At 62.7% G+C, this 18408-nt stretch carries 17 protein-coding genes and 1 pseudogene (1 of these 18 running past the window's edge); 12 read left to right on the top strand and 6 right to left on the bottom strand.

The genetic code is table 11. From position 1 onward, the window contains the following. Positions 1 to 330: 330 nt before the first annotated feature. The 4 genes and pseudogenes from ACI94_RS04050 to ACI94_RS04035 all read left to right on the top strand — a co-directional run. Positions 331 to 411, top strand: a pseudogene (locus tag ACI94_RS04050) (molybdenum cofactor biosysynthesis protein); the annotation flags it as partial. Positions 412 to 711: 300 nt separating this feature from the next. Further along, a complete protein-coding gene (locus ACI94_RS04045) occupies positions 712 to 1869 on the top strand; it encodes an ABC transporter substrate-binding protein (RefSeq protein ID WP_286681129.1) in 1158 nt (385 codons plus the stop codon). A gap of 10 nt (positions 1870 to 1879) precedes the next feature. Further along, positions 1880 to 2521, top strand: coding sequence for a class I SAM-dependent methyltransferase (locus tag ACI94_RS04040; protein ID WP_286681128.1), 642 nt, complete (start codon positions 1880 to 1882; stop codon positions 2519 to 2521). Between the two features lie 65 nt (positions 2522 to 2586). Then, a complete protein-coding gene (locus ACI94_RS04035) occupies positions 2587 to 4260 on the top strand; it encodes an ABC transporter substrate-binding protein (RefSeq protein ID WP_286681127.1) in 1674 nt (557 codons plus the stop codon). Between the two features lie 227 nt (positions 4261 to 4487). Here ACI94_RS04035 and ACI94_RS04030 read toward each other — a convergent pair whose 3' ends face one another. Genes ACI94_RS04030 through ACI94_RS04020 form a run of 3 tightly spaced genes read right to left on the bottom strand, consistent with a single transcriptional unit; the run spans position 4488 to position 7530 of the window. Continuing rightward, the gene (locus ACI94_RS04030; RefSeq protein WP_286681126.1) at positions 4488 to 5546 is read right to left on the bottom strand and encodes an ABC transporter substrate-binding protein; all 1059 of its coding nucleotides are present in this window, start codon (positions 5544 to 5546) and stop codon (positions 4488 to 4490) included. After that, entirely contained in the window at positions 5546 to 6349 is an 804-nt protein-coding gene (locus ACI94_RS04025) for an ABC transporter ATP-binding protein (protein ID WP_286681125.1), read from the bottom strand. The genes ACI94_RS04030 and ACI94_RS04025 overlap by 1 nt, the downstream gene beginning before the upstream one ends. Further along, entirely contained in the window at positions 6346 to 7530 is a 1185-nt protein-coding gene (locus tag ACI94_RS04020) for an iron ABC transporter permease (protein WP_286681124.1), read from the bottom strand. The genes ACI94_RS04025 and ACI94_RS04020 overlap by 4 nt, the downstream gene beginning before the upstream one ends. A gap of 362 nt (positions 7531 to 7892) precedes the next feature. Here ACI94_RS04020 and ACI94_RS04015 point away from each other — a divergent pair, with 362 nt between their 5' ends. The 6 genes from ACI94_RS04015 (at position 7893) to ACI94_RS03990 (ending at position 13283) form a co-directional block, all read left to right on the top strand. Next, the gene (locus tag ACI94_RS04015) at positions 7893 to 8027 is read left to right on the top strand and encodes a hypothetical protein (RefSeq protein ID WP_286681123.1); all 135 of its coding nucleotides are present in this window, start codon (positions 7893 to 7895) and stop codon (positions 8025 to 8027) included. Positions 8028 to 8050: 23 nt separating this feature from the next. Then, entirely contained in the window at positions 8051 to 9040 is a 990-nt protein-coding gene (locus ACI94_RS04010; protein ID WP_286681122.1) for an ABC transporter substrate-binding protein, read from the top strand. Between the two features lie 17 nt (positions 9041 to 9057). Further along, complete coding sequence (locus ACI94_RS04005) at positions 9058 to 10164, top strand: methyltransferase (RefSeq protein WP_286681121.1); 1107 nt, start codon at positions 9058 to 9060, stop codon at positions 10162 to 10164. Next, positions 10164 to 11003 (top strand): DUF364 domain-containing protein, encoded by an 840-nt coding sequence (locus ACI94_RS04000; protein WP_286681120.1) that lies wholly within the window; start codon positions 10164 to 10166, stop codon positions 11001 to 11003. Before ACI94_RS04005 ends, ACI94_RS04000 begins: the two co-directional genes overlap by 1 nt. Positions 11004 to 11029: 26 nt before the next feature. Further along, on the top strand, positions 11030 to 11878 hold the full coding sequence (locus ACI94_RS03995) for a class I SAM-dependent methyltransferase (RefSeq protein ID WP_286681119.1): 849 nt from the start codon (positions 11030 to 11032) through the stop codon (positions 11876 to 11878). A gap of 346 nt (positions 11879 to 12224) precedes the next feature. Next, positions 12225 to 13283 (top strand): ABC transporter substrate-binding protein, encoded by a 1059-nt coding sequence (locus ACI94_RS03990; protein ID WP_286681118.1) that lies wholly within the window; start codon positions 12225 to 12227, stop codon positions 13281 to 13283. A 347-nt stretch (positions 13284 to 13630) separates the two neighbouring features. Here ACI94_RS03990 and ACI94_RS03985 read toward each other — a convergent pair whose 3' ends face one another. Continuing rightward, positions 13631 to 14320, bottom strand: a complete 690-nt coding sequence (locus tag ACI94_RS03985; RefSeq protein ID WP_286681117.1) for a nucleoside-triphosphatase — start codon at positions 14318 to 14320, stop codon at positions 13631 to 13633. A 232-nt stretch (positions 14321 to 14552) separates the two neighbouring features. Here ACI94_RS03985 and ACI94_RS03980 point away from each other — a divergent pair, with 232 nt between their 5' ends. Together ACI94_RS03980 and ACI94_RS03975 are read left to right on the top strand one after the other, a co-directional pair. Further along, positions 14553 to 15038 carry a peptidylprolyl isomerase gene (locus ACI94_RS03980; protein WP_066957920.1) on the top strand — a complete coding sequence of 162 codons (486 nt, stop codon included), beginning with the start codon at positions 14553 to 14555 and terminating at the stop codon, positions 15036 to 15038. A 32-nt stretch (positions 15039 to 15070) separates the two neighbouring features. Continuing rightward, on the top strand, positions 15071 to 15511 hold the full coding sequence (locus tag ACI94_RS03975; RefSeq protein WP_286681116.1) for a ribonuclease III domain-containing protein: 441 nt from the start codon (positions 15071 to 15073) through the stop codon (positions 15509 to 15511). Here the strand turns inward: ACI94_RS03975 and ACI94_RS03970 are convergent. Both ACI94_RS03970 and acs read right to left on the bottom strand, forming a co-directional pair. After that, the gene (locus tag ACI94_RS03970; RefSeq protein ID WP_286681115.1) at positions 15495 to 16796 is read right to left on the bottom strand and encodes an OFA family MFS transporter; all 1302 of its coding nucleotides are present in this window, start codon (positions 16794 to 16796) and stop codon (positions 15495 to 15497) included. The two genes, ACI94_RS03975 and ACI94_RS03970, sit on opposite strands and share 17 nt — an antisense overlap. Before the next feature lie 6 nt (positions 16797 to 16802). Then, positions 16803 to 18408, bottom strand: the 3' portion of a protein-coding gene (gene acs, locus ACI94_RS03965; RefSeq protein WP_286681114.1) for an acetate--CoA ligase. Its footprint extends 248 nt past the window's final position; the window shows 1606 of its 1854 coding nt (coding positions 249-1854); its start codon lies beyond the right edge, outside the window; the stop codon is at positions 16803 to 16805.

Raw genomic sequence — 18408 nt, 5'->3', positions numbered from 1 at the left:
TGTTTCTTGAGGGGCTCGGGGTATAGAGCCCCGGGGCTCATGCTTTTTAATCTTCAGGCTCCTGGAGCGGCAGCGGTATTTCCCGTTACCGCCAATGGTGGAGGCAGACCATGAAGAAAGAACTCGTCATCGAATGGAACAAGATTGAAAAGACCCCTGGAGCGTTCGAGGAGACCGGGATGGCGCTCCCGGCGGTTCTCGCGGAGATCAAGATGCTCCTTGAACTTGAGGGCGTCAGCGTCCAACTGATCGAGCGGGTCGCGGAGTCGGAGAGCCTCCTCTTNNGCATCCTGCGAGGCCTGCGAGGGAGATGCGGAGTGCCGGACGCTCCGCTACAACGGCGAGGAGTACGAGGCGATCCCGCCGGAGCTGATCGGCCGGGCGGCCGCAAAAGCCCTCGAGCTGGAGTGAACCCGTGACGGAGCCCGTCGCCTGCTCGGGCCTCCCGAAGACCGGGAACCTGACCTGCCGGGTGGGGAGGGTGTTCCTGCGGCGCTCGACGGCCGCGAAGACGCCTGTGCGTTTTGGAGACTCCGGGAGATCGGGATCGAGCCGGACCTGCATGTCGTCGCGACCGATCGGCAGGACCGCGAAGAGCGCCGGCATTGCCTTTGATCCGGATCCCCACCGCCGTATCGAGGGAGGGTTTTTCAATACATTTTCAATGTATATTGTTTAACATTAACACGAAGTTAAATAGTTATTCTTAATATGGGCCGCGTCCCAACCACGATAGCGGAAACCTTCGATGCCTCCCTGAAGTGTATCGGAGAAGATCCAATGGATGTGGTAGTTATTACAAAGCATTGCCGTCTTCTGATCATCATGCTCGGTGTTTGTGTGGTTCTCCTCTGCGCCTCCGCCGCCTGCACAGCCACCCTGAACGCGGACCCCTCCACTGAAAACCGCACGATCACCGATATGGCGGGCCGAACCGTCGTCGTCCCGTCGGAGATCAAGAACATCCTCTGCACCTCCCCGCCGTCGACGATGCTCGTCTACATGGTCGCGCCCGACCGGCTCGCAGGCTGGAATTTTGCGCCCGAGAAGGGCTACATCGCTGATAACTACATGGCACTTCCGGTCATCGGGGGCTGGTTCGGGAAAGAGACCGGCAACTATGAGACGTTCATATCGATGCACCCCGATGTCGTCATCGAGGGCTACACCACCGACGGCGGAGCGGCGCTTGCCTCCGTTGCCGAGCGGCAGCAGAAGTTGGGCTCCATCCCGGTCGTCGCCGTTGAGGATAGCACCAACTCCACCGGCTACTCGGCGCCCATCAGGTTCATGGGCGACCTCCTTGGAGAGGAGAAGCAGGCGGAAGCGATGATCGCCTTCTACGAGGGCGTGCTCGCCACGGTGACGGAGCGGGTGGCCTCGATTCCCGAAGACCAGCGGGTGGGGGTTTACTATGCCGAGGGTCCCAAAGGGCTGACGACCGACCCCTCGGGCTCTCCGCATTCTGAACTCATCGACCTCTGCGGCGGGAGAAACGTTGCGGACTGCGCGATCACGCCCGGAATGGGGATGACGGAGGTCTCGATGGAGCAGGTCATCGCCTGGAATCCGGACGTCATTCTGGCCGGGGATCCGGGGTTCTACGCCACGGTCCGGACCGATCCGCTCTGGCAGGAGATCGCCGCCGTGAAGACGGGTCGGGTCTATCTCACCCCGCGGACGGCGTTCTGCTGGTTCGATCGTCCGCCCGGGATCAACCGGATCGTCGGGATCCCCTGGACCGCCAAGGTCCTCTACCCCGATCTCTTCCAGGACATGGACCTTGAGAGCCTCGTCCGGGAGTATCACGAGATCTTCCTCCACGTATCGCTCTCCGACGACCAGATCCGGGAGATCCTGAACCCCTGAGGTCGAAGAGATGGGGTACGTACCAGGCAGGTTCGACCGCGAAGGGGCGGAGCACATGGACCGGATTGCAAAGACAGTCTTCGCCCCGGTCTACCCAGTGCTCGCGGAGCAGATCCTTATTCGGTGCGGGTTCTCCCGCGGACGGTGCCTCGATGTCGGCAGCGGCCCCGGGTCGCTCGGGATTGCGCTTGCGCAGGCAAGCGACCTTGCGGTCACGCTCCTCGACTCGTCCCCGGATATGCTTGCCATCGCCGAAGAAAACGTCCGGGAAGCCGGGCTCTCGGATCGCGTCTCGCCTCTTCGAGGCGACGTCCACGATATCCCGCTCCCCGCGGGATCCGTCGATCTCGTGGTCAGCCGCGGGTCGGTCTTCTTCTGGGAGGACCTCTCCCGGGCATTCTCGGAGATCTACCGGGTTCTTGCGCCCGGCGGAAGGACCTACGTCGGGGGCGGGTTTGGGACCGCCGAACTCAGAGATGCCGTCGCGGCCGCGATGACGAAGGAGAATGCGGACTGGAAGAGTTTCCGGGACAAGAATCTCGGTCCCGACAACCGGGAGCGGGTCGCAGGCGTCCTCGCAGACCTCGGCCTTCATCACCGGATCATCAACGACGACTCCGGGCTCTGGGTCGTGATCGAGCGGGGGCGATAGGCATGCGGTGCTCTATCTGTGAGAACCGTTGCGCCATTCCGCCCGGGGGAACCGGGCGGTGCAGGATGTACACGAACAAGGACGGAAGGCTTGTCGAGCGGTTCCCCGACCGTTACATCGCGGTCATGCCGATTGCTATCGAGACGATGCCGATGTGCCACTACCACCCCCGGGAGACGTTCTTGCAGGCGAGCGGCATCGGGTGCACCTTCTCCTGCGGCGGGTGCATATCCGAGACGGTCGCCCTCCACGCGGAGGCGGTCTCCGGGGCCCTCAAGCATATTCCGCCTGATGCCCTGATCAGGCGCGCCCGGGAGGAAGGGTGCCGGGGGATAGCCTTCTGCCTCAACGACCCGACCGCCATGCACCGGACCTTCCTCCGGGTGGCCCGGGCGGCGCATGATGCCGGCCTCCTCGTCGGGTGCGCGACGAACGGCTACTACACGGAGGAGGCCCTCAGTGACCTTACATCAGCCATCGACTTCGCGAACATCGGGCTGAAAGGGGCGTCCGATGCGCGTTACCGAGCGTGCGGGGCGGTCTCGGCGGAACCGGCCTTCCGGACGGTGAAGACCCTCTTCGAAGCAGGCATCCATGTGGAGGTCTCCTGTATCCACGCCCGAGGCTCCGACGAAGAGATCCGTGTTGCGGCCGCTCGGGTTGCTGAGATATCCCCCGACATCCCGTTCCTCGTCATGCGGTTCATACCGTTCGGCGACGAGCCGCCGGAGATGGAGCCGACGATTGCGGAGTCTGAGCGGATCTGCGACGAGCTGCGCCGGACGCTCCGCTACGTCTACCTCTTCAACTCGCCCGGGACAGAATACCTCAATACGGCGTGCCCGTCCTGCGGGAAGACGGTCGTCCGGCGGGAGTTTTTCGGGCCGATGGGAGCGCGGACAATCGCTATCCCGCCGGACGCCGGGTGCTCCTGCGGTTTTTCACTCCCTGTGATCGGGAGTATCGGAGAGACGCCCTACTGCGAGCCCGGGATGATGGGCGGCTACCGGTTCACTCGGGCGCTTGAGATGGTCCACGCCGTCCTGGTCTGCCTCGGCGTTGAGTCCGACGCCGACCTCGCCCGTATCTGGGCCGGGGTCATCAGGGACGACTATATCCGGGACCTCCATGGGAAGATCCAGAGGATCGACGGTTATCTCGATCTTGTCCGGGAGCTCGGAGAACGTGCGGGCCGCCCTGAGGCGGCAGAGAAACTTGCTGCCTACATCGGCGACCGGGTGGCGGCGGTCTCGTCGGCGGTGGAGGGCTGTTGCAGGCCCCGTGTCTACTACTCGATGGGGACGCCGCTCTTCGCCCTGAACGCCGAGCGGTTCGAGATGGACCTCGTGGAGGCGGCCGGCGGCGACCCCGTCAACCGCGGGATCGCCCGGGCCGGGAAGCCGGGAGTCAATATAACCCCGGAAGAGTTTGCCGCGTTCAACCCCGAGTACATTTTTATATCCGGGTTCCTCTCCGCACCCGCTTCGGATTACCTTGCGGCATGCCGGAGGATGGGGCTTTCTGCCGACGCCATCGAGCACGGCCGGGTCTACACTATGCCGCCGGGCTGGGACTTCGGCAACCCCCGCTGGGTTCTCGGTCTCTCCGCCATTGCAGGCGTTCTCCACCCGGAACGCATCGCATTCGACCTTGCTGCAGAACAGGACCGGTTCTACCGGACGTTTTACGGGACCGGCGCGGCGGGGACGACCGGAAACCGGTCGTTCTATCGTCCCTAAACAACCGGCGCCGTCGGAGGATCTCCCTGCTCGACCGCTTCTGCAAGCACCCCGAGAGCGAGGCAGGCCCTGGCGAAGGCCTGCGTCGGCCGGTGTCATCCGGCGTAACTCGGCTCAGACCGCCATTCTGTGGTTATTTCGCCGGATATCGGCACCCGAGCGCCGCACTCCCCATCCGGGTCCGGCGCCGATGTGCGCAGAAGCGGCAGTCGGAGATCGACATCCCGCTACTCTTCCTTCGCCGCGGTCTTCTCTGTCGGGAGGACACTCTCCTCCTCAAAGATGGCCTTTATCGTTGCATCGTCGAGGTCCACCCCATACCACCGGGTGTAGAACTGCCGCACCTCGTCGTGCATATCAATCCCGGCCCCGTCGGGGGCTGAGACGGAGCCTATCCAGAGCATACCGAGGATGCTCTCGGGGACGGGCATATCCCATGCGGCGATATAGCGGGGCATGCGGTAGATCTTCCCGTTCTTGACAGCATCGAGATGGCCGAGAGTGGAGGAGTTCCGTATGGACGCCGTCTCGTCCTGGCAGTAGGGCGTCAGGATGATCATATCCGGGTTCCAGGCACAGACCTGCTCGGGCGAAACCTCTCTCCACCCGCCTGAGATGTCATCGTGCGCCACGTTCCTGCACCCTCCGGATGCGAGAAGGGCGTCCGAGTACCAGCCGGCGCCGGCGGTTTTGAAGATCCCGGGCCCTGCGAGGTAGACGTTCTTCTGCGGCGCGGTGGCGTGGGCCGCACGCAGCCGCTCCTCGGTCTCCCGGTAGGACGCGACGTAGTCTGCCGCCCGCTCCTCCGCGCCGATGGACGCCCCGATGATCCCGACGGCGGAGAGGAAGTCCTCAGGCGACTCGGTCTCGATCATGATGACCGGGATCCCCGCATCGGCGATCTGGCCGGCCTCTTTGGCCGAGGACCCCCGTGCGACGACGAGGTCGGGAGCGAGCCGTACGATCTCCTCGATGTTTGACCCTTTCGGACTTCCGGGCGCGGGGATTCCGGAGACCTTCCTGCAGATCTCGTCCACCACGGTCCTGTTCGCAGGGCCGAACGTCGCGCCGACAAGCCTGTCCCCACCGCCGAGCATCAGGATGATATGGGTGGCCATCGGGTCAATCGAGACGATCCGGTTCACCTCCTGCGGGAGTGCGACCTCAGCGCCGGTCGCGTCGGTCACCGTCCGGGTGCCGGGCGGCTCTGCGGCGATGCAGCCCGCCGATGCGAGGAGGAGGGCGACGATACAGAGGGCGACCGTAGCGAGACATCTCGGAGCCATCACGCCTCCCCCCTGCCGCGGCAGCCGCACGGGTTTATCGGGATGCAGACCACTCGCTCCGCCTCTTCGACATAGCGGACGCAGACATCGACTCCGTAGGCTTCGTGCAGGTTCTCCTTTGTGATGACGTCCTCAGCCGGCCCCTGCGCGATCAGCCTGCCGCCTTGGAGGATGGCGACCGTATGCGAGACTAAAAACCCGTGGTCCGGGAAGTGGGTGCTCATCAGGATGGCGATCCCATCGGCGGCGAGCCGGTCGATCGTCGCGATCACCTTCATCTGGTTGCCGATATCGAGGTGCGACGTCGGTTCGTCGAGGATGAGCAGTGACGGCTCCTGTGCGAGGGCACGGGCGATCATCACCATCTGCGACTCCCCGCCCGACATCTCGGATATGCACTTCTCCCGGAGATGGGTGATTCCGATCCGCGCAAACGCTTCCTCCGCCTTCTCGTAGTCCTCCTCTTTCGGGACCGAGAAGGTCGAGATGTGAGGGGCTCTCCCCATGAGGACGAAGTCGAGCGCGGTAAACGGGAAGACGGCATGGTGGACCTGGGGGACGTAGCCGACCTCCCGCGCGACCTCCTCAGGCCGCATGTCGGTGACCCGGTGCCCGTTGATCTCCACCATCCCGCTCTGGGGCGTGAGAATGTTTAGGATGCACTTGATCAGGGTCGATTTCCCCGTGCCGTTCCTCCCGAGAAGAGAGAGAACCTCCCCTCTCCGGAGGGAGAAGGAGACATCTTCAAACTGCTTTGTGATGCCGTCGTATGAGAACGAGGCGTTGTTGACGTTGAGAATCATGTCCAGCCGACCTTCTTTTGAGTTAAGAGGTATGCGAAGAACGGCGCGCCGATGAGCGCCGTCAGGATGCCGAGAGGGATCTCGGTCGCGGTCAGAGTTCTTGCGATATCGTCGACGACGAGAAGGAACGAGGCTCCGAGAAGGGCCGATGCGGGGATGAGTCTCCGGAAGTCCGGGCCGACGAGCATCCTCCCTATATGGGGGACGACGAGGCCCACCCAGCCGACGATCCCGCTGATGCATACCGCGGAAGCGGTGACGACGGTCGAGGCGACGATGATCACCACGGTCATCCTCTTGGTGTCCAGCCCGAGTGCCTGCGCCTCCTCTTCCCCGACCGAGAGGAGGTTGATTCGCCACCTGATGAGGAAGAGGCAGAGGCTCCCGAGGAGGATCGGGGGGGCGACCGCGATGATGTCGGCGTTTGTGACCGCAGAGAGGCTCCCCATCAGCCAGAAGACGATCGCGGGCAGGGTGTCGTAGGGGTCGGCGACGTATTTGGCGAGGGAGAGGAGGGCGGAGAAGAGGGATCCGACGATGATCCCTGCGAGGACGAGGACGAGGGTCGAGGTGTTTTTGTAGATGCGGCTGATGCCGTAGGTGACGGCGACCGCGACGATCCCGAAGACGAATGCGGAGACCTGGATGACCCAAGGGTTACCGGAGAGGAGGATCCCGAGCGCCGCCCCGAAACCCGCGCCGGCGGCCACGCCGAGAATATCGGGTGAGACGAGGGGGTTTCGGAAGAGGCCCTGAAACGAGGCCCCGGCGAGGGCGAGCCCCCCGCCGACGAGCATCGCTGCTATCACCCGTGGAAGCCTGATCCTGAAGAGGACTGTCTCTTCCGATGCGCTCCACGTCTGCTCAAAGGAGGGGAGGAAGACCTGATGACCGGAGAGGGTCGAGAGCAGGGACGACGTACCGTCGAGGAGTGCGTTTATGGTTCCTACGGTGAGGATCCGCAACGTCTCCACCGGGTCCATCACGTACCTCCCGAAAAAGAGAGAGAAGAAGAAGAGGATGATTGGGAGGAGGTAGATGGCCTTCCCTGCCGGGATCAGCCGGAGAACGGCTTCATGGGCCGGTGTGCCGTCCCGAAAGACCGATCGCCAAAAACCGATCGCAACATTCTTCCTGGGTTCCTGTCCGATCTCTATAATCGGTTCTTTCCTATGGGTCATCTGGTATACCGTCCATACCGGATATGTTTATTTGTTTTACTTAATATTATGGCAATGTAAATGGCATAACCTTTACAACAACAATAAAAAGGTTCGGCGGATCCCGCCGTGTTGCACAATTTCCCGGGGTTTCCCTCACGGATCTTCCTGCGGTAGTTTCACTCAGGCCACCGCCGCAACCAGCGTGTTGCAACAGTTCACCTGTGCCTGGTCTGAGATCACCGTGAGGGGCGGGCAGACAGGTTCGGGGATAGGAATATATCTCCAGCTAATATGTAAATATATTTTATTTGATTTTACTGAAAAGTAAATGATTATAGATAAATATGCGCGACGTCGCACTATTGTACGGTGTAGTCGGTATGAAGAAAGATACTCGCCATCTGGTTCTCGCCATCGTGGCCGTCTGTGCCGTCCTGACTCTTGCTTTCGTCCTTGCAGCGCCCGGGACTGCCGGTGAAGAATCTGCTGCAACGGTCCGGACGATCACGGATTAGCTTCTGATTTACAACAGTCACACATGATCGGTGAAGAATCTGCTGCAACGGTCCGGACGATCACGGATATGGACAACAGGACGGTGACCATCCCCTCCGAGGTCAGGACCGTGGTCATCACCTGCTGTGGCGGAGCGGCGCAGGAACTGGCTGCCCTGGGGGTCGGCGACCGGGTCGTCGCCCAGCCGCAGCAATGCACTACGGAGCGCCTGTATACCGTCGTCCCGGGATACCGCACCACGCCCGACGTCGGTTCCTTCGACAACGCCAACGTGGAGGAGATCCTGAAACTCAACCCCGACATTGTTATCGGGAGTTATTATGCAGAAACAGGCAACGCCCGCATTGAAGCAGCCGGGATCCCGGTCGTGCGGGTGCTCACGGGGCGTGCCGGAGTCGAGGAACTGAAACAGGAGTTCCGCATGCTGGGTCAGGTCTTCGGGCGCGAGGAGCGTGCCGAACGGCTGGTTGCGTACTGGGATGAGACGCTGGCCCGGATCGAGGCGAAGATCGCCGATCTCCCCGAGGGCGAGCGGAAACGGGTCTATTACATGAACAACAACCCCCTCTCGACGGATGGGCGTGGCGGGTGGGGTGACGCGATGATCCGCGCCGCAGGCGGGATCAACGTTGCCGGAGAGGTTGATAAGATGTGGGGCGTCGAGGTATCCCCCGAAGAGCTCGTCCGGTGGGACCCCGAGGTCATCTTCGTTCGGTCGAACATGAAGGACTACTCGAGCCCGGCCGGTGCGTTTGTAGCCAACCCCCAGTTTGCGACCGTCACGGCGGTCCGGGACGGGGCGGTGTATCCGTGTCCCGTAGGAACGTTCTGGTGGGATCGCCCCGCACCGGAGAGCCCGCTAGGGATCCTCTGGCTTGCACAGAAACTCTACCCGGATCGGTTCGCCGACGTCGACCTCGCAGACGAGACAAAGAAGTTTTTCCGTGAGTTCTACGACTACGACCTTACGGACCAGGAGGTAGAGAGCATCCTCCACCCGACACCAATTTGAACGGATGTGGTTACACCATGACAAGACAGACAATCCAGCTCCGGCAGGTCATGCCGGCGGCAGAAAGTGTTGAACACCTTGATGCAGCCCTGTCCGGGTACCAATCGTACCAGGTCCTCTCGGCAGCGCTCGAACTCCGGTTCTTTGACTGGCTCTCGGAGCGTGGCCCGACCGCAAGAAACGACGTCACTGCAATCGGCATAAACGGGATGTTTACCCGGGGTTTCCTGACGGCGCTCGCCGATATGGGATATATCACGTTCGAAGAGAACGTGTGTGCAAACACCCCAATCGCCGAAGAACTCCTGGTCAGCACCAGTCCCACCTACCAGGGCGACCTGATTCTCGCCGCCGGCAGGGAGACGTCATCGTGGTCCCACCTGGCCGCAACGCTCAGGGACGGCATGGAGACGCCGAAAACCGGTCCCCGGCCGACGCACGATCACCTCAGGGCGGTCGCTCAGCGGTGCATCAGGGGAGAGCTGCAACACGTCGTCGGCCTGATCGGCCAGCACTCCGGGTTCAGGAACGCCCGGTCCATGCTTGATGTTGGCGGTGGACACGGCCTCTACGCCGTCGCCCTCTGCCAGGAGAACCCGAACCTCCAGGCAACCGTCTTCGATCTGCCGCACGTGGTACCGCTGACCCGGGAGTACATCGGCAAATACGGTATGGGTGGACGGATCTCCGCCCGGGGAGGAGACATCCTCACCGACGATCCGGGCAGGGGGTATGACCTCATCATCGTTTCGCACCTCCTCTACAAGTTCCGGGACCGGTTGACGGATGTCCTCGGCAGGATCACGGAATCCCTTGCCCCTGGTGGCCTTCTTGTCCTCAACCATCTCTTCTGTGCACCGGGTTGCACTGTATCACCGGGAAGCGGGATTGCAGAACTCGACCGCGCGCTCATGAGTGCCGGGCATCCGCTCTGCCACCCTGAGGAGCTCGAGGCCGTGCTCAAACGCCTGGGATATACCGGTATCACCCGTTCTCCCCACGAGACCGGAATGGGTTATGGTGTCCTCTTCTGTGCGACGAAAGGTGACGGCGATGCCGGGCATCGCCGGGATGGCTCCTCGTCTTCCGGGTGCAGCTGCGGGCCGGATGGGTGTGGGTACTGATGGGCGACAGCACAGTCCTCGACGAGACCATCCGGATCCTCAAGGAGCGCCTCGGGGAAAGGATGGATGACGTGAGGGTCGATCGCGCGGTTGTGGGAGTCTTTTTCACGGGAGTCAAACTCAGCACGGGCCACGGGGGTATCTGCGCCACGCCCATAAAGTCGATCCCGGAAGCCGTCTGCTGCCCGAGTTCGGCAAAGGCGCTGCCGCACTCGGGGAGGCTCCGGGAGCGGAGAATCGAAGCCTACCTGGCTGACGCTCTTGGAGACCGGCCGATGCGCAAGGCGCTCGGGATCGCGGCCGTCAGCGCATTATCGGCGCTCTGTGACGATGTATGCCCCGGGCCGGATCACCCCGTCGTACGCGGCGTCGATGCGGTCGATCTCCTCACGATACAGGAGAGCGGGAATGTCGTGGTCGTCGGGGCGCTGACCCCGTATCTGCGTGCCCTCAAGCAGGCCGGTCAGCCGTTTCGTGTCCTCGAGATGGATCCCCGTACGCTCAAGCCCGACGAGCTGCCGTTCTACACGCCGGTCGAGGAGACGGATATGGTCGTTCCCTGGGCTGACACCCTGGTCATCACCGGCACCACGCTGATCAACGGGACGCTCGACCACCTGCTCGAACTCGCCCGGCCGGAGGCCACGGTGGTCGTGCTCGGCCCTTCGGTGAGCATCCTCCCCGACGCTCTCTTCTCGCGCGGCGTGGAGATCGTCGGTGGAAACCAGGTGACCGACCCCGACCGCCTGCTGGATATCCTTGCCGAGGGCGGTTCCGGCTACCACTTTTTCGGGAAGGGGGCCGACCGGATCGCCGTCCGGCGGTCCCAGGAACCGTGAACGCACGAATGACACAGGATAATAATGTGAAATGCTGGATCGACTGCTGGAAAGCATCGGCACAGCACAGCAAGATAGTCAGTGACGACCTCCAGGCGACCCAATGGGACGAGCGGGCTGACCGCTTTGTACAGAACATGGATGAGGAAAGGCACCGGAAACGAGTTGGCGATGTTTTTGCAATTCTGGAGGAGGCCGGTTTCTCACCCGAGGGCGCACGCGTCCTCGACATCGGGTGCGGACCGGGCACCCTCTCCCTCCCCCTTGCCCGGGCCGGGGCGGACGTCACGGCCCTCGACATCTCGACGAGGATGCTCGACCACCTCAGGGAAACCGCGCAAAATGAAGGCTTGCGTGTTAACGCGGTCGAATGTTCCTGGTGGTCGGCCGATATCGACAGACTTGGGTTCCGGGAGAAGTTCGATCTCGTGATCGCGTCGATGACGCCGGGAATCAGGGACGTCGAGACCTTCGACCGGATGATGGCGTGTTCAAGGCAGTTCTGCTATTACAGCCGCTTCGTCGGGAGGGTGGGCACAGACGGGGCTCGCCGGGAGATTTTCAGGAAAATCCTGGGTGAGGAACCCGACAACCCCGGGCCGGATATGCTGTATCCGTTTATGTACCTCTACGTTCTTGGTTACCGGCCGCTTGTGAGACTCAGCCATGTTTCAAGGACCCAGGAGCGGGACTGGGCCGAAGCAGCGGAAGAGACGATCAACGATCTGAGATGCACCCGCGATGTTTCCAGCGATGTCGAGGAAAAGATCAGGGAGTATTACAAAAATGCGTCGCCAGACGGCAAATATCGTTCCGAAACAGAGAGTTGCAGCGGCATGATGGTCTGGTCTGTCACGGCCGGAGATGGGGTATAAGCGGGCTGAAACGATCGATGCTCTTCAGTTCGGCATGGGCGGGGAAATTAACGGAGAACTCCTCGCATCCCCTCTCCCCATCCTGTCGCCGAACTTCGGGGTTTACCGGAGTATAACCCATCAGAGATCTCCCAACCGGGTTCCGTACCAGGGGGTGCCCCGGCGAACTCACCGACCTCGCAACACGGGACAATTAACAATAAAATGTTAACATGTCTATTTTGTAAATAGAAAATATTAAATTCCCGGCGTTAAAGACGTTACATCACACCTGTGAGGCGATATGCCGGAACGCCTGAAGGGCTACCCGTACGGGACCTGCGTATGAGGCCTGCAGGGGGTGTTAATGATGAAAGAGACGAGTACAGTCCTGAAAGCGTTCATAACCCTATCATTTATAGCACTTCTGGCGTTCACCTGCGGCTGCACCGGGCAGGGACAGGCGACCGACAGCGGGACAACAGTGGTCACGGACATGGCGGGTCGGGAGGTCGTCGTCCCGAAGAATATCGATAGTATCGTGACGATCGGTTCCGTGCCGGTGCTGAACAGTTTCATGTTCGCCATGGGGCAGGGGGGCAAGATCGCCAACGATCTGCCGGAGTCATTCATCAAAGGAGGCAGACACAAGTACCAATACGTGTTCGAGCCCAATTTAAAGAACAAACCAACGATCCAGACCACGACCGGGGACTTCAATCTCGAGGAACTCATGAAGATCAACCCGGACGTTGCATTCACCATGAGCATGCCCTCGGTCGATAAACTCGAGAAGAACGGTATCCCAGTCGTTTATCTCTCCTGGACGGATGCTGAGGACGTGAAAGACCTGCTGCTGCTGCTCGGGGAGGTCTTCGGTGAGCAGGAGAAGGCCGGGAGGTACGTCAGGTACTTCGACGAGGCCACCGCCCGCCCGGGTAAGGCGGTCGCATCCTTGCCGGACGACCAGCGGCCAAGGGTGTTGTGTTGTTCATACAAGGGCATGTCTGTGGGCCACAAGATAGCCGAGTGGTATATCGAGAAAGCGGGTGGGATAGCTGTCGCTAAGGAGGCCCATGTTGCGGAGAGCCTGCAGTTTGATCTGGAGCAGTTACTTGCCTGGGATCCCGACGTGCTCATTCTTAGCAGCCATGATGAGATCCCCCTGGTTTACAACGATACACGGCTCAGCGGCGTAAGTGCAGTAAAGAACGGGAAGGTGTATGCGACGCCCGTGGGAGCGCATTACTGGATCCAGCGTACAAGCGAGACGCCGCTGATGGTGCTCTGGGTAGCGAAGACAATCTACCCCGAACAGTTCAAGGACTTCGATATGGAGGCAGAGGTCATAGCCTTCTACAAAGAGTTCTACAACTGCGACATAACACGGGAGCAGGCAGCGGAGATACTCAGCGGAACGGCATAAGCACCGCCGAATGTTCCGTGCCTCTAAATTCGCATAGAGGGAGTTGTTGCGGGTGAAAGAAAAACTACGGTCTGAAAAGCGCTCATAACGATATCACTCATAATACCGTGTTGCACAATCTCCAAGGATTTCCTCGCGGGTCTTCCTGCGGTGGCTTTGCTCGGGGTAAGGCCGTTCCCAACGTTCTTTCTTGGGCATGAAGGCCCGGAATGGACGACCGTCGTCATCACGTTTGCGGTTGGGCAACCTGAATATGCGACACGGCAGGCAGATCCCGTTTTTCAGCTGCAATCGAGGGCCGGAAGTCGTGGTCGTTCTGCTCTCTTCTGGATCAGAGGAGGGCCCCCTCACCCCTCCGGGCCGTAGCAGCGCCGGAGGATGACCGGGGTGCTCCTTGGCGCCCCGGTGGCCGCGTCCGCAAACAGCGCTGGAGGGGCGACGCGATCCCCCGGAACCGGCGCCGCCGTGATCGGGGAGAATGTCTGTGCTTCGCGCCACTCCCAGACGGCATCCATCACGGCGTCCGCCGTCGCCATGACGCTCGCGGTCCCGACGTCCACCACGACGGGGTTTCTGATATTCCAGCGCTCGACGACCGTATCAAGAAGCCGTCGCCGGACCGTCCAGATCATCGGGGGGTGCGGGTGCGCGAGCAGTCGATCGATCTGCTCGGCCCAGACCGCGCCCTGGAGCTCGAACCTCCCCACCTCATCGATGACCATAAGATCGGTCTCCCGCGGATCAGGCGGTGCGAGCGCCCGGCGGCCGAATGCCAACCCCTCGGGCCGGAAATAGAACCGGCCGTGGATCTCGCACCGGGGATCGGGGTCGACCGAGCAGAGCTCCTCCTGCTCGCCGGTGGCGAGGTCGACCAGGGTGAACCCGGACCTGCGGCCGTCCCGCACATGCCCGGGTGCGATGATCCCCTGGACACGCACGTTCAGCCCGACGATGAGTCCGAGGACCTGGTGCAGGAACGTCGTCTTGCACTGGCCTTGCCCGCCGGTGATGATGAAGACCGGCGCCCGGCGGCTCATAGGAGGGCCCCTCCGCTGCCGGAGGCCGGGTGGGGAATGGTGGATATATCCCGGCCGGGGTGAATCTTCGCTCCGGAGTACATACATATACTTCCGGGCTGTTCGTATAAATTATTTTTACTTCACTGATTTGTTTATGCTATATGGTTGACTCAGGGGACTGCGGTCCCGGGTGCCGGCCTCCATCAGTATAAGTAGAGATGCGGGACAATACCATACGGAGTGAATGATTATGGCGGATAAGCGTGTCGTGCTCCATACGACGATGGGCGATATCACGATCCGGCTCTACGACGATATGCCGGTGACCGCGGGGAACTTTGAGAAACTGGTCCGGTCCGGGTTCTACGACGGGACGATCTTTCACCGGGTCATCGATGGCTTCATGATCCAGGGCGGCGACCCCACCGGCACCGGGATGGGCGGGCCGGGCTACACCATCCCCGACGAGTTCGTGAAGGGTCATTCGAACCTCCGGGGCACGATATCGATGGCGAACACCGGCCGCCCGAACTCCGGCGGGAGCCAGTTCTTCATCAACCTCGTCGACAACACCTATCTCGACTGGGACGACCCCCGGACGCCGAGCGCCCACCCGGTCTTCGGGGAGGTGGTGGAGGGGCTCGACGTCGTCGACAAGATCGGGAAGGTCCGGACGGACTCATCCGACAGGCCGAAGGTCCCCGTCCGGATCGAGAAGGCCGAAGTCCTCGAGTAACCTTTTTTATGAACGCGAGTGAGACCGGCGGGATGCGCCGGCTTGAGGAGCGGATCGGCTACGTCTTCACCGACCGCACCCTGCTTCTCCGGGCGCTTACCCGCCTCGCCTACGCCCTGGAGACGGGTCTTCCTCCTGCCGCCCACATGGACGCCCTCGCGACGCTCGGGGACGCGGTCATTAACGTCGTGGTCGTGGAGGCGGTGGTCGCGGGCGGAGCGCACGACAAAGGTGCGATAACCAACCGCAAGATGAACCTGGTGAACATGTCCCGGCTCCGCGCTCTTGCGGAAGGTATCGACCTTGCCGGTTACGTTCGCTGGGGAAAGGGCGAGGCCTCCCAGAGGGTCTGGACCTCCGGCCGTGTCCTCGCCGAGTGCCTGGAGGCCCTCATCGGCGCCGTCTACCTTGACGGCGGGATGGAGGCGGCCGCCGGGGTGCTCCGGCGGCTCGGGCTCACGGAGAAGGTGTAGCGCCTTCCTCTTCTCTCTCTTTTTCCGGTGCCGGAACGGTCTCCGGCGGGCGCACGAGAAGCCAGGCGACGGCGAACCCCACGACGGCCAGGCCCGCGACGAGCGGGAAGACGCCGAGGTAGGTCCCGGTCGCTTCCCGGACGAAGCCTGCAAGCTGCGGCCCGGCGATCGCCCCCGCACCGTAGGCGAGGAAGACGACCCCGTAGCAGCGCGGGTAGTCGCACGTCCCGAAATACGAGGCCGTCGCCGCCGGAGCGATCGCAAGCCACCCTCCAAGGCAGCCCCAGAGGACGGCGAAGGCGACGATGTAGGCCGGCACCCCGGGGACAAGCCAGATCAGGATCGATGCCGCCGCGATCAGCGCAAACGTCAGCATCGCTGTCTTCTGCGGGGTTATCCGGTCGGTGAGGCTCCCGAACCCTGGCCTTCCTAGCCCGTTGAAGACGGCGAAGAACCCGACGAGGAGCGTCGCGAGCCCCGCGTCCACTCCGGCGACCTCGGTCCCGACCGGCTTTGCGATCGAGATCGCGGTAAGCCCCGCAAGGCAGCCTACGAAGTAGCAGGCAAAGAGCCCATAGAACGTCCCCGTCCGGAGCATCGCGCTTCGGTCGCACTCGCAGACCGGCGCCGTCCCGACCCCGGGCGCGGGAGGCGTCCAGCCCTTCGGCTGCCAGCCCTCCGGCGGGAACCGGAGCGGCAGGGCGGCGAGGAGCAGCACGGCGATGAAGGCGATCCCGAAGATCCGGAACGTCGCCATCACGCCGTAGGCGGCGATCAGGGCTCCTGCAGCGTTTGCGGTCACAAACGCCGAGAACCCGAAGCCGAGCAGGGCCAGCCCGACGGCAAACCCCCGCCGGTCCGGGAACCATCGGGCCGCGACGGCGACCGGCGCTCCATAGGCTATCCCGACGCCGAGCCCCCCGATGACCCCGTAGACGACGTAGAGCGCCTCGACCGACGTCGCCGTCGAGGCGAGCAGCCAGCCGAGGCCCGTAAGGAGCCCGCCGACGATCGTCACCTTTCGGGGGCCGTAGCGCTCGATGTACTTCCCGGCGAGCGGCATCGCTATCGCGAAGAAGGCGAGGAAGACCGAGAACGGGAGGAGGACCTCCCCGGCCGTCACCTCCCGGCCGAGCGTCTCAGAAAAGTACGCCGCAAGCGGCGCGACAAAGACGCTCCAGGAGTAGATGCTCCCGAGACAGAGGTTGATGAGGAGGCCGAGGGCGACAAGCCCCCACCGCCCCTTCTCCGCCGGCAGCCCAAAGACCGTCTGTGTGTCTGGCATGGACGATCACTCCTCAAGGGTGGATATGTCGCCCGGGTCCATGCCGAGCTCGCGGGCTTTTAAGACCCGACGCATGATCTTGCCGCTCCGGGTCTTCGGGAGCCGGTCCATATACTCGATCTCGGCCGGCACCGCGACGGGGCCGAGGCTCTTTTTGACGTGGTGGGCGAGGTCCTCGGTGAGGTCATCGCTTGGGCTTACCCCCACCCGGAGGGTGACGAAGGCCTTGATGACGTTTCCTTTCAAGGGGTCGGGTTTGCCGATGACGGCCGCCTCGGCCACCGCCTCGTGGGAGACGAGGGCGCTCTCGACCTCCGCGGTCCCGATGTTGTGCCCGGCGACGATGATCAGGTCGTCGGCCCGCCCGATGATCATGATGTAGCCGTCCTCGTCCTTCACCGCGAGGTCGCCTGCGGTGTAGCACCCCGGGATGGTGTTCCAGTACTTGCAGTAGCGCTCGTCGTTGCCGTGGACCGTCCGCATCATGGATGGCCAGGGCTCTCTGATGACCAGGAACCCTCCGGTTCCCGGCGGGACCGGGTTGCCCGATTTATCGACGACATCGACGACGGCGCCCGGGATGGGCTTTCCGGCAAACCCGGGCTTCATCGGTTCGCCGATCATCGTGGTCACCATATGCATCCCGGTCTCGGTCTGCCACCAGGTATCCACGATCGGGCACTGTCCGCCGCCGATCCGGTGGTAGTACCACTCGAACGCCTCGGGGTTGAGCGGTTCGCCGACGGAGCCGAGGACCCGGAGCGTCGAGAGGTCGTACTTCGCCGGCCACTCGTCGCCGTAGCGCATGAACATCCGGATCGCGGTCGGCGCGGTGTAGAAGATCGTCACCCCAAGGTCCTCGACCAGCCGCCAGTAGGCGCCCGGGTCCGGGTAGTCGGGCGTCCCCTCGGTTATGACGACCGTCGTCCCGACCGCGAGCGGGCCGTAGACGACGTAACTGTGCCCGGTGATCCAGCCGGGGTCGGCGGTGCACCAGTAGACGTCGTCTTCCCTGACGTCGAAGACGCACTTTGTGGTGTAGTAGGTTCCAACCGCGTAGCCGCCGCAGGTGTGCACGATTCCCTTCGGTGCCCCGGTCGAGCCGCTTGTATACAGGATGAAGAGCGGGTCCTCGGCGTCCATCACCTCCGCCGGGCAGTCAGGTGCGGCCTTTGCCGTGAGGCTGGCGTAATCGACCTCGAGGGCGGGGTCGATCTCGACTGCGGGCTCCTCACGCCGGAGGACGACGACCCTCTCTATGGACGGCGTCTGGCTGACGGCTTCTTTTGCGATCTCCCGGAGGGGGATGGTCTTTCCCCGGCGGTAGCCGACGTCCGCGGTGATGAGGATCTTCGCGTCTGCGTCGTTGATCCGCATCGCGAGCGCGTCCGCCCCGAACCCGCCGAAGACGACCGAGTGGACGGCCCCGATCCGGGCGCAGGCGAGCATCGCGACGACCAGCTCGGGGACGAGCGGCATGTAGATGCAGACCCGGTCGCCTTTTTCGACGCCGAGGGAGCGTAGACCGTTTGCGAACCGCATCACCTCGCGGTGGAGTTCGCCGTAGGTGTAGGTCCTCTCCTCCCCCTCTTCGCCGCGCCAGATGATCGCC

This window comes from Methanoculleus sp. DTU007 (assembly GCF_001512385.1).
Taxonomy (GTDB): Archaea; Halobacteriota; Methanomicrobia; order Methanomicrobiales; family Methanoculleaceae; genus Methanoculleus; species Methanoculleus thermophilus.
The sequence above is the reverse complement of the archived record's forward strand: the minus strand, read 5'-3'. Positions and strand labels throughout refer to the sequence as shown.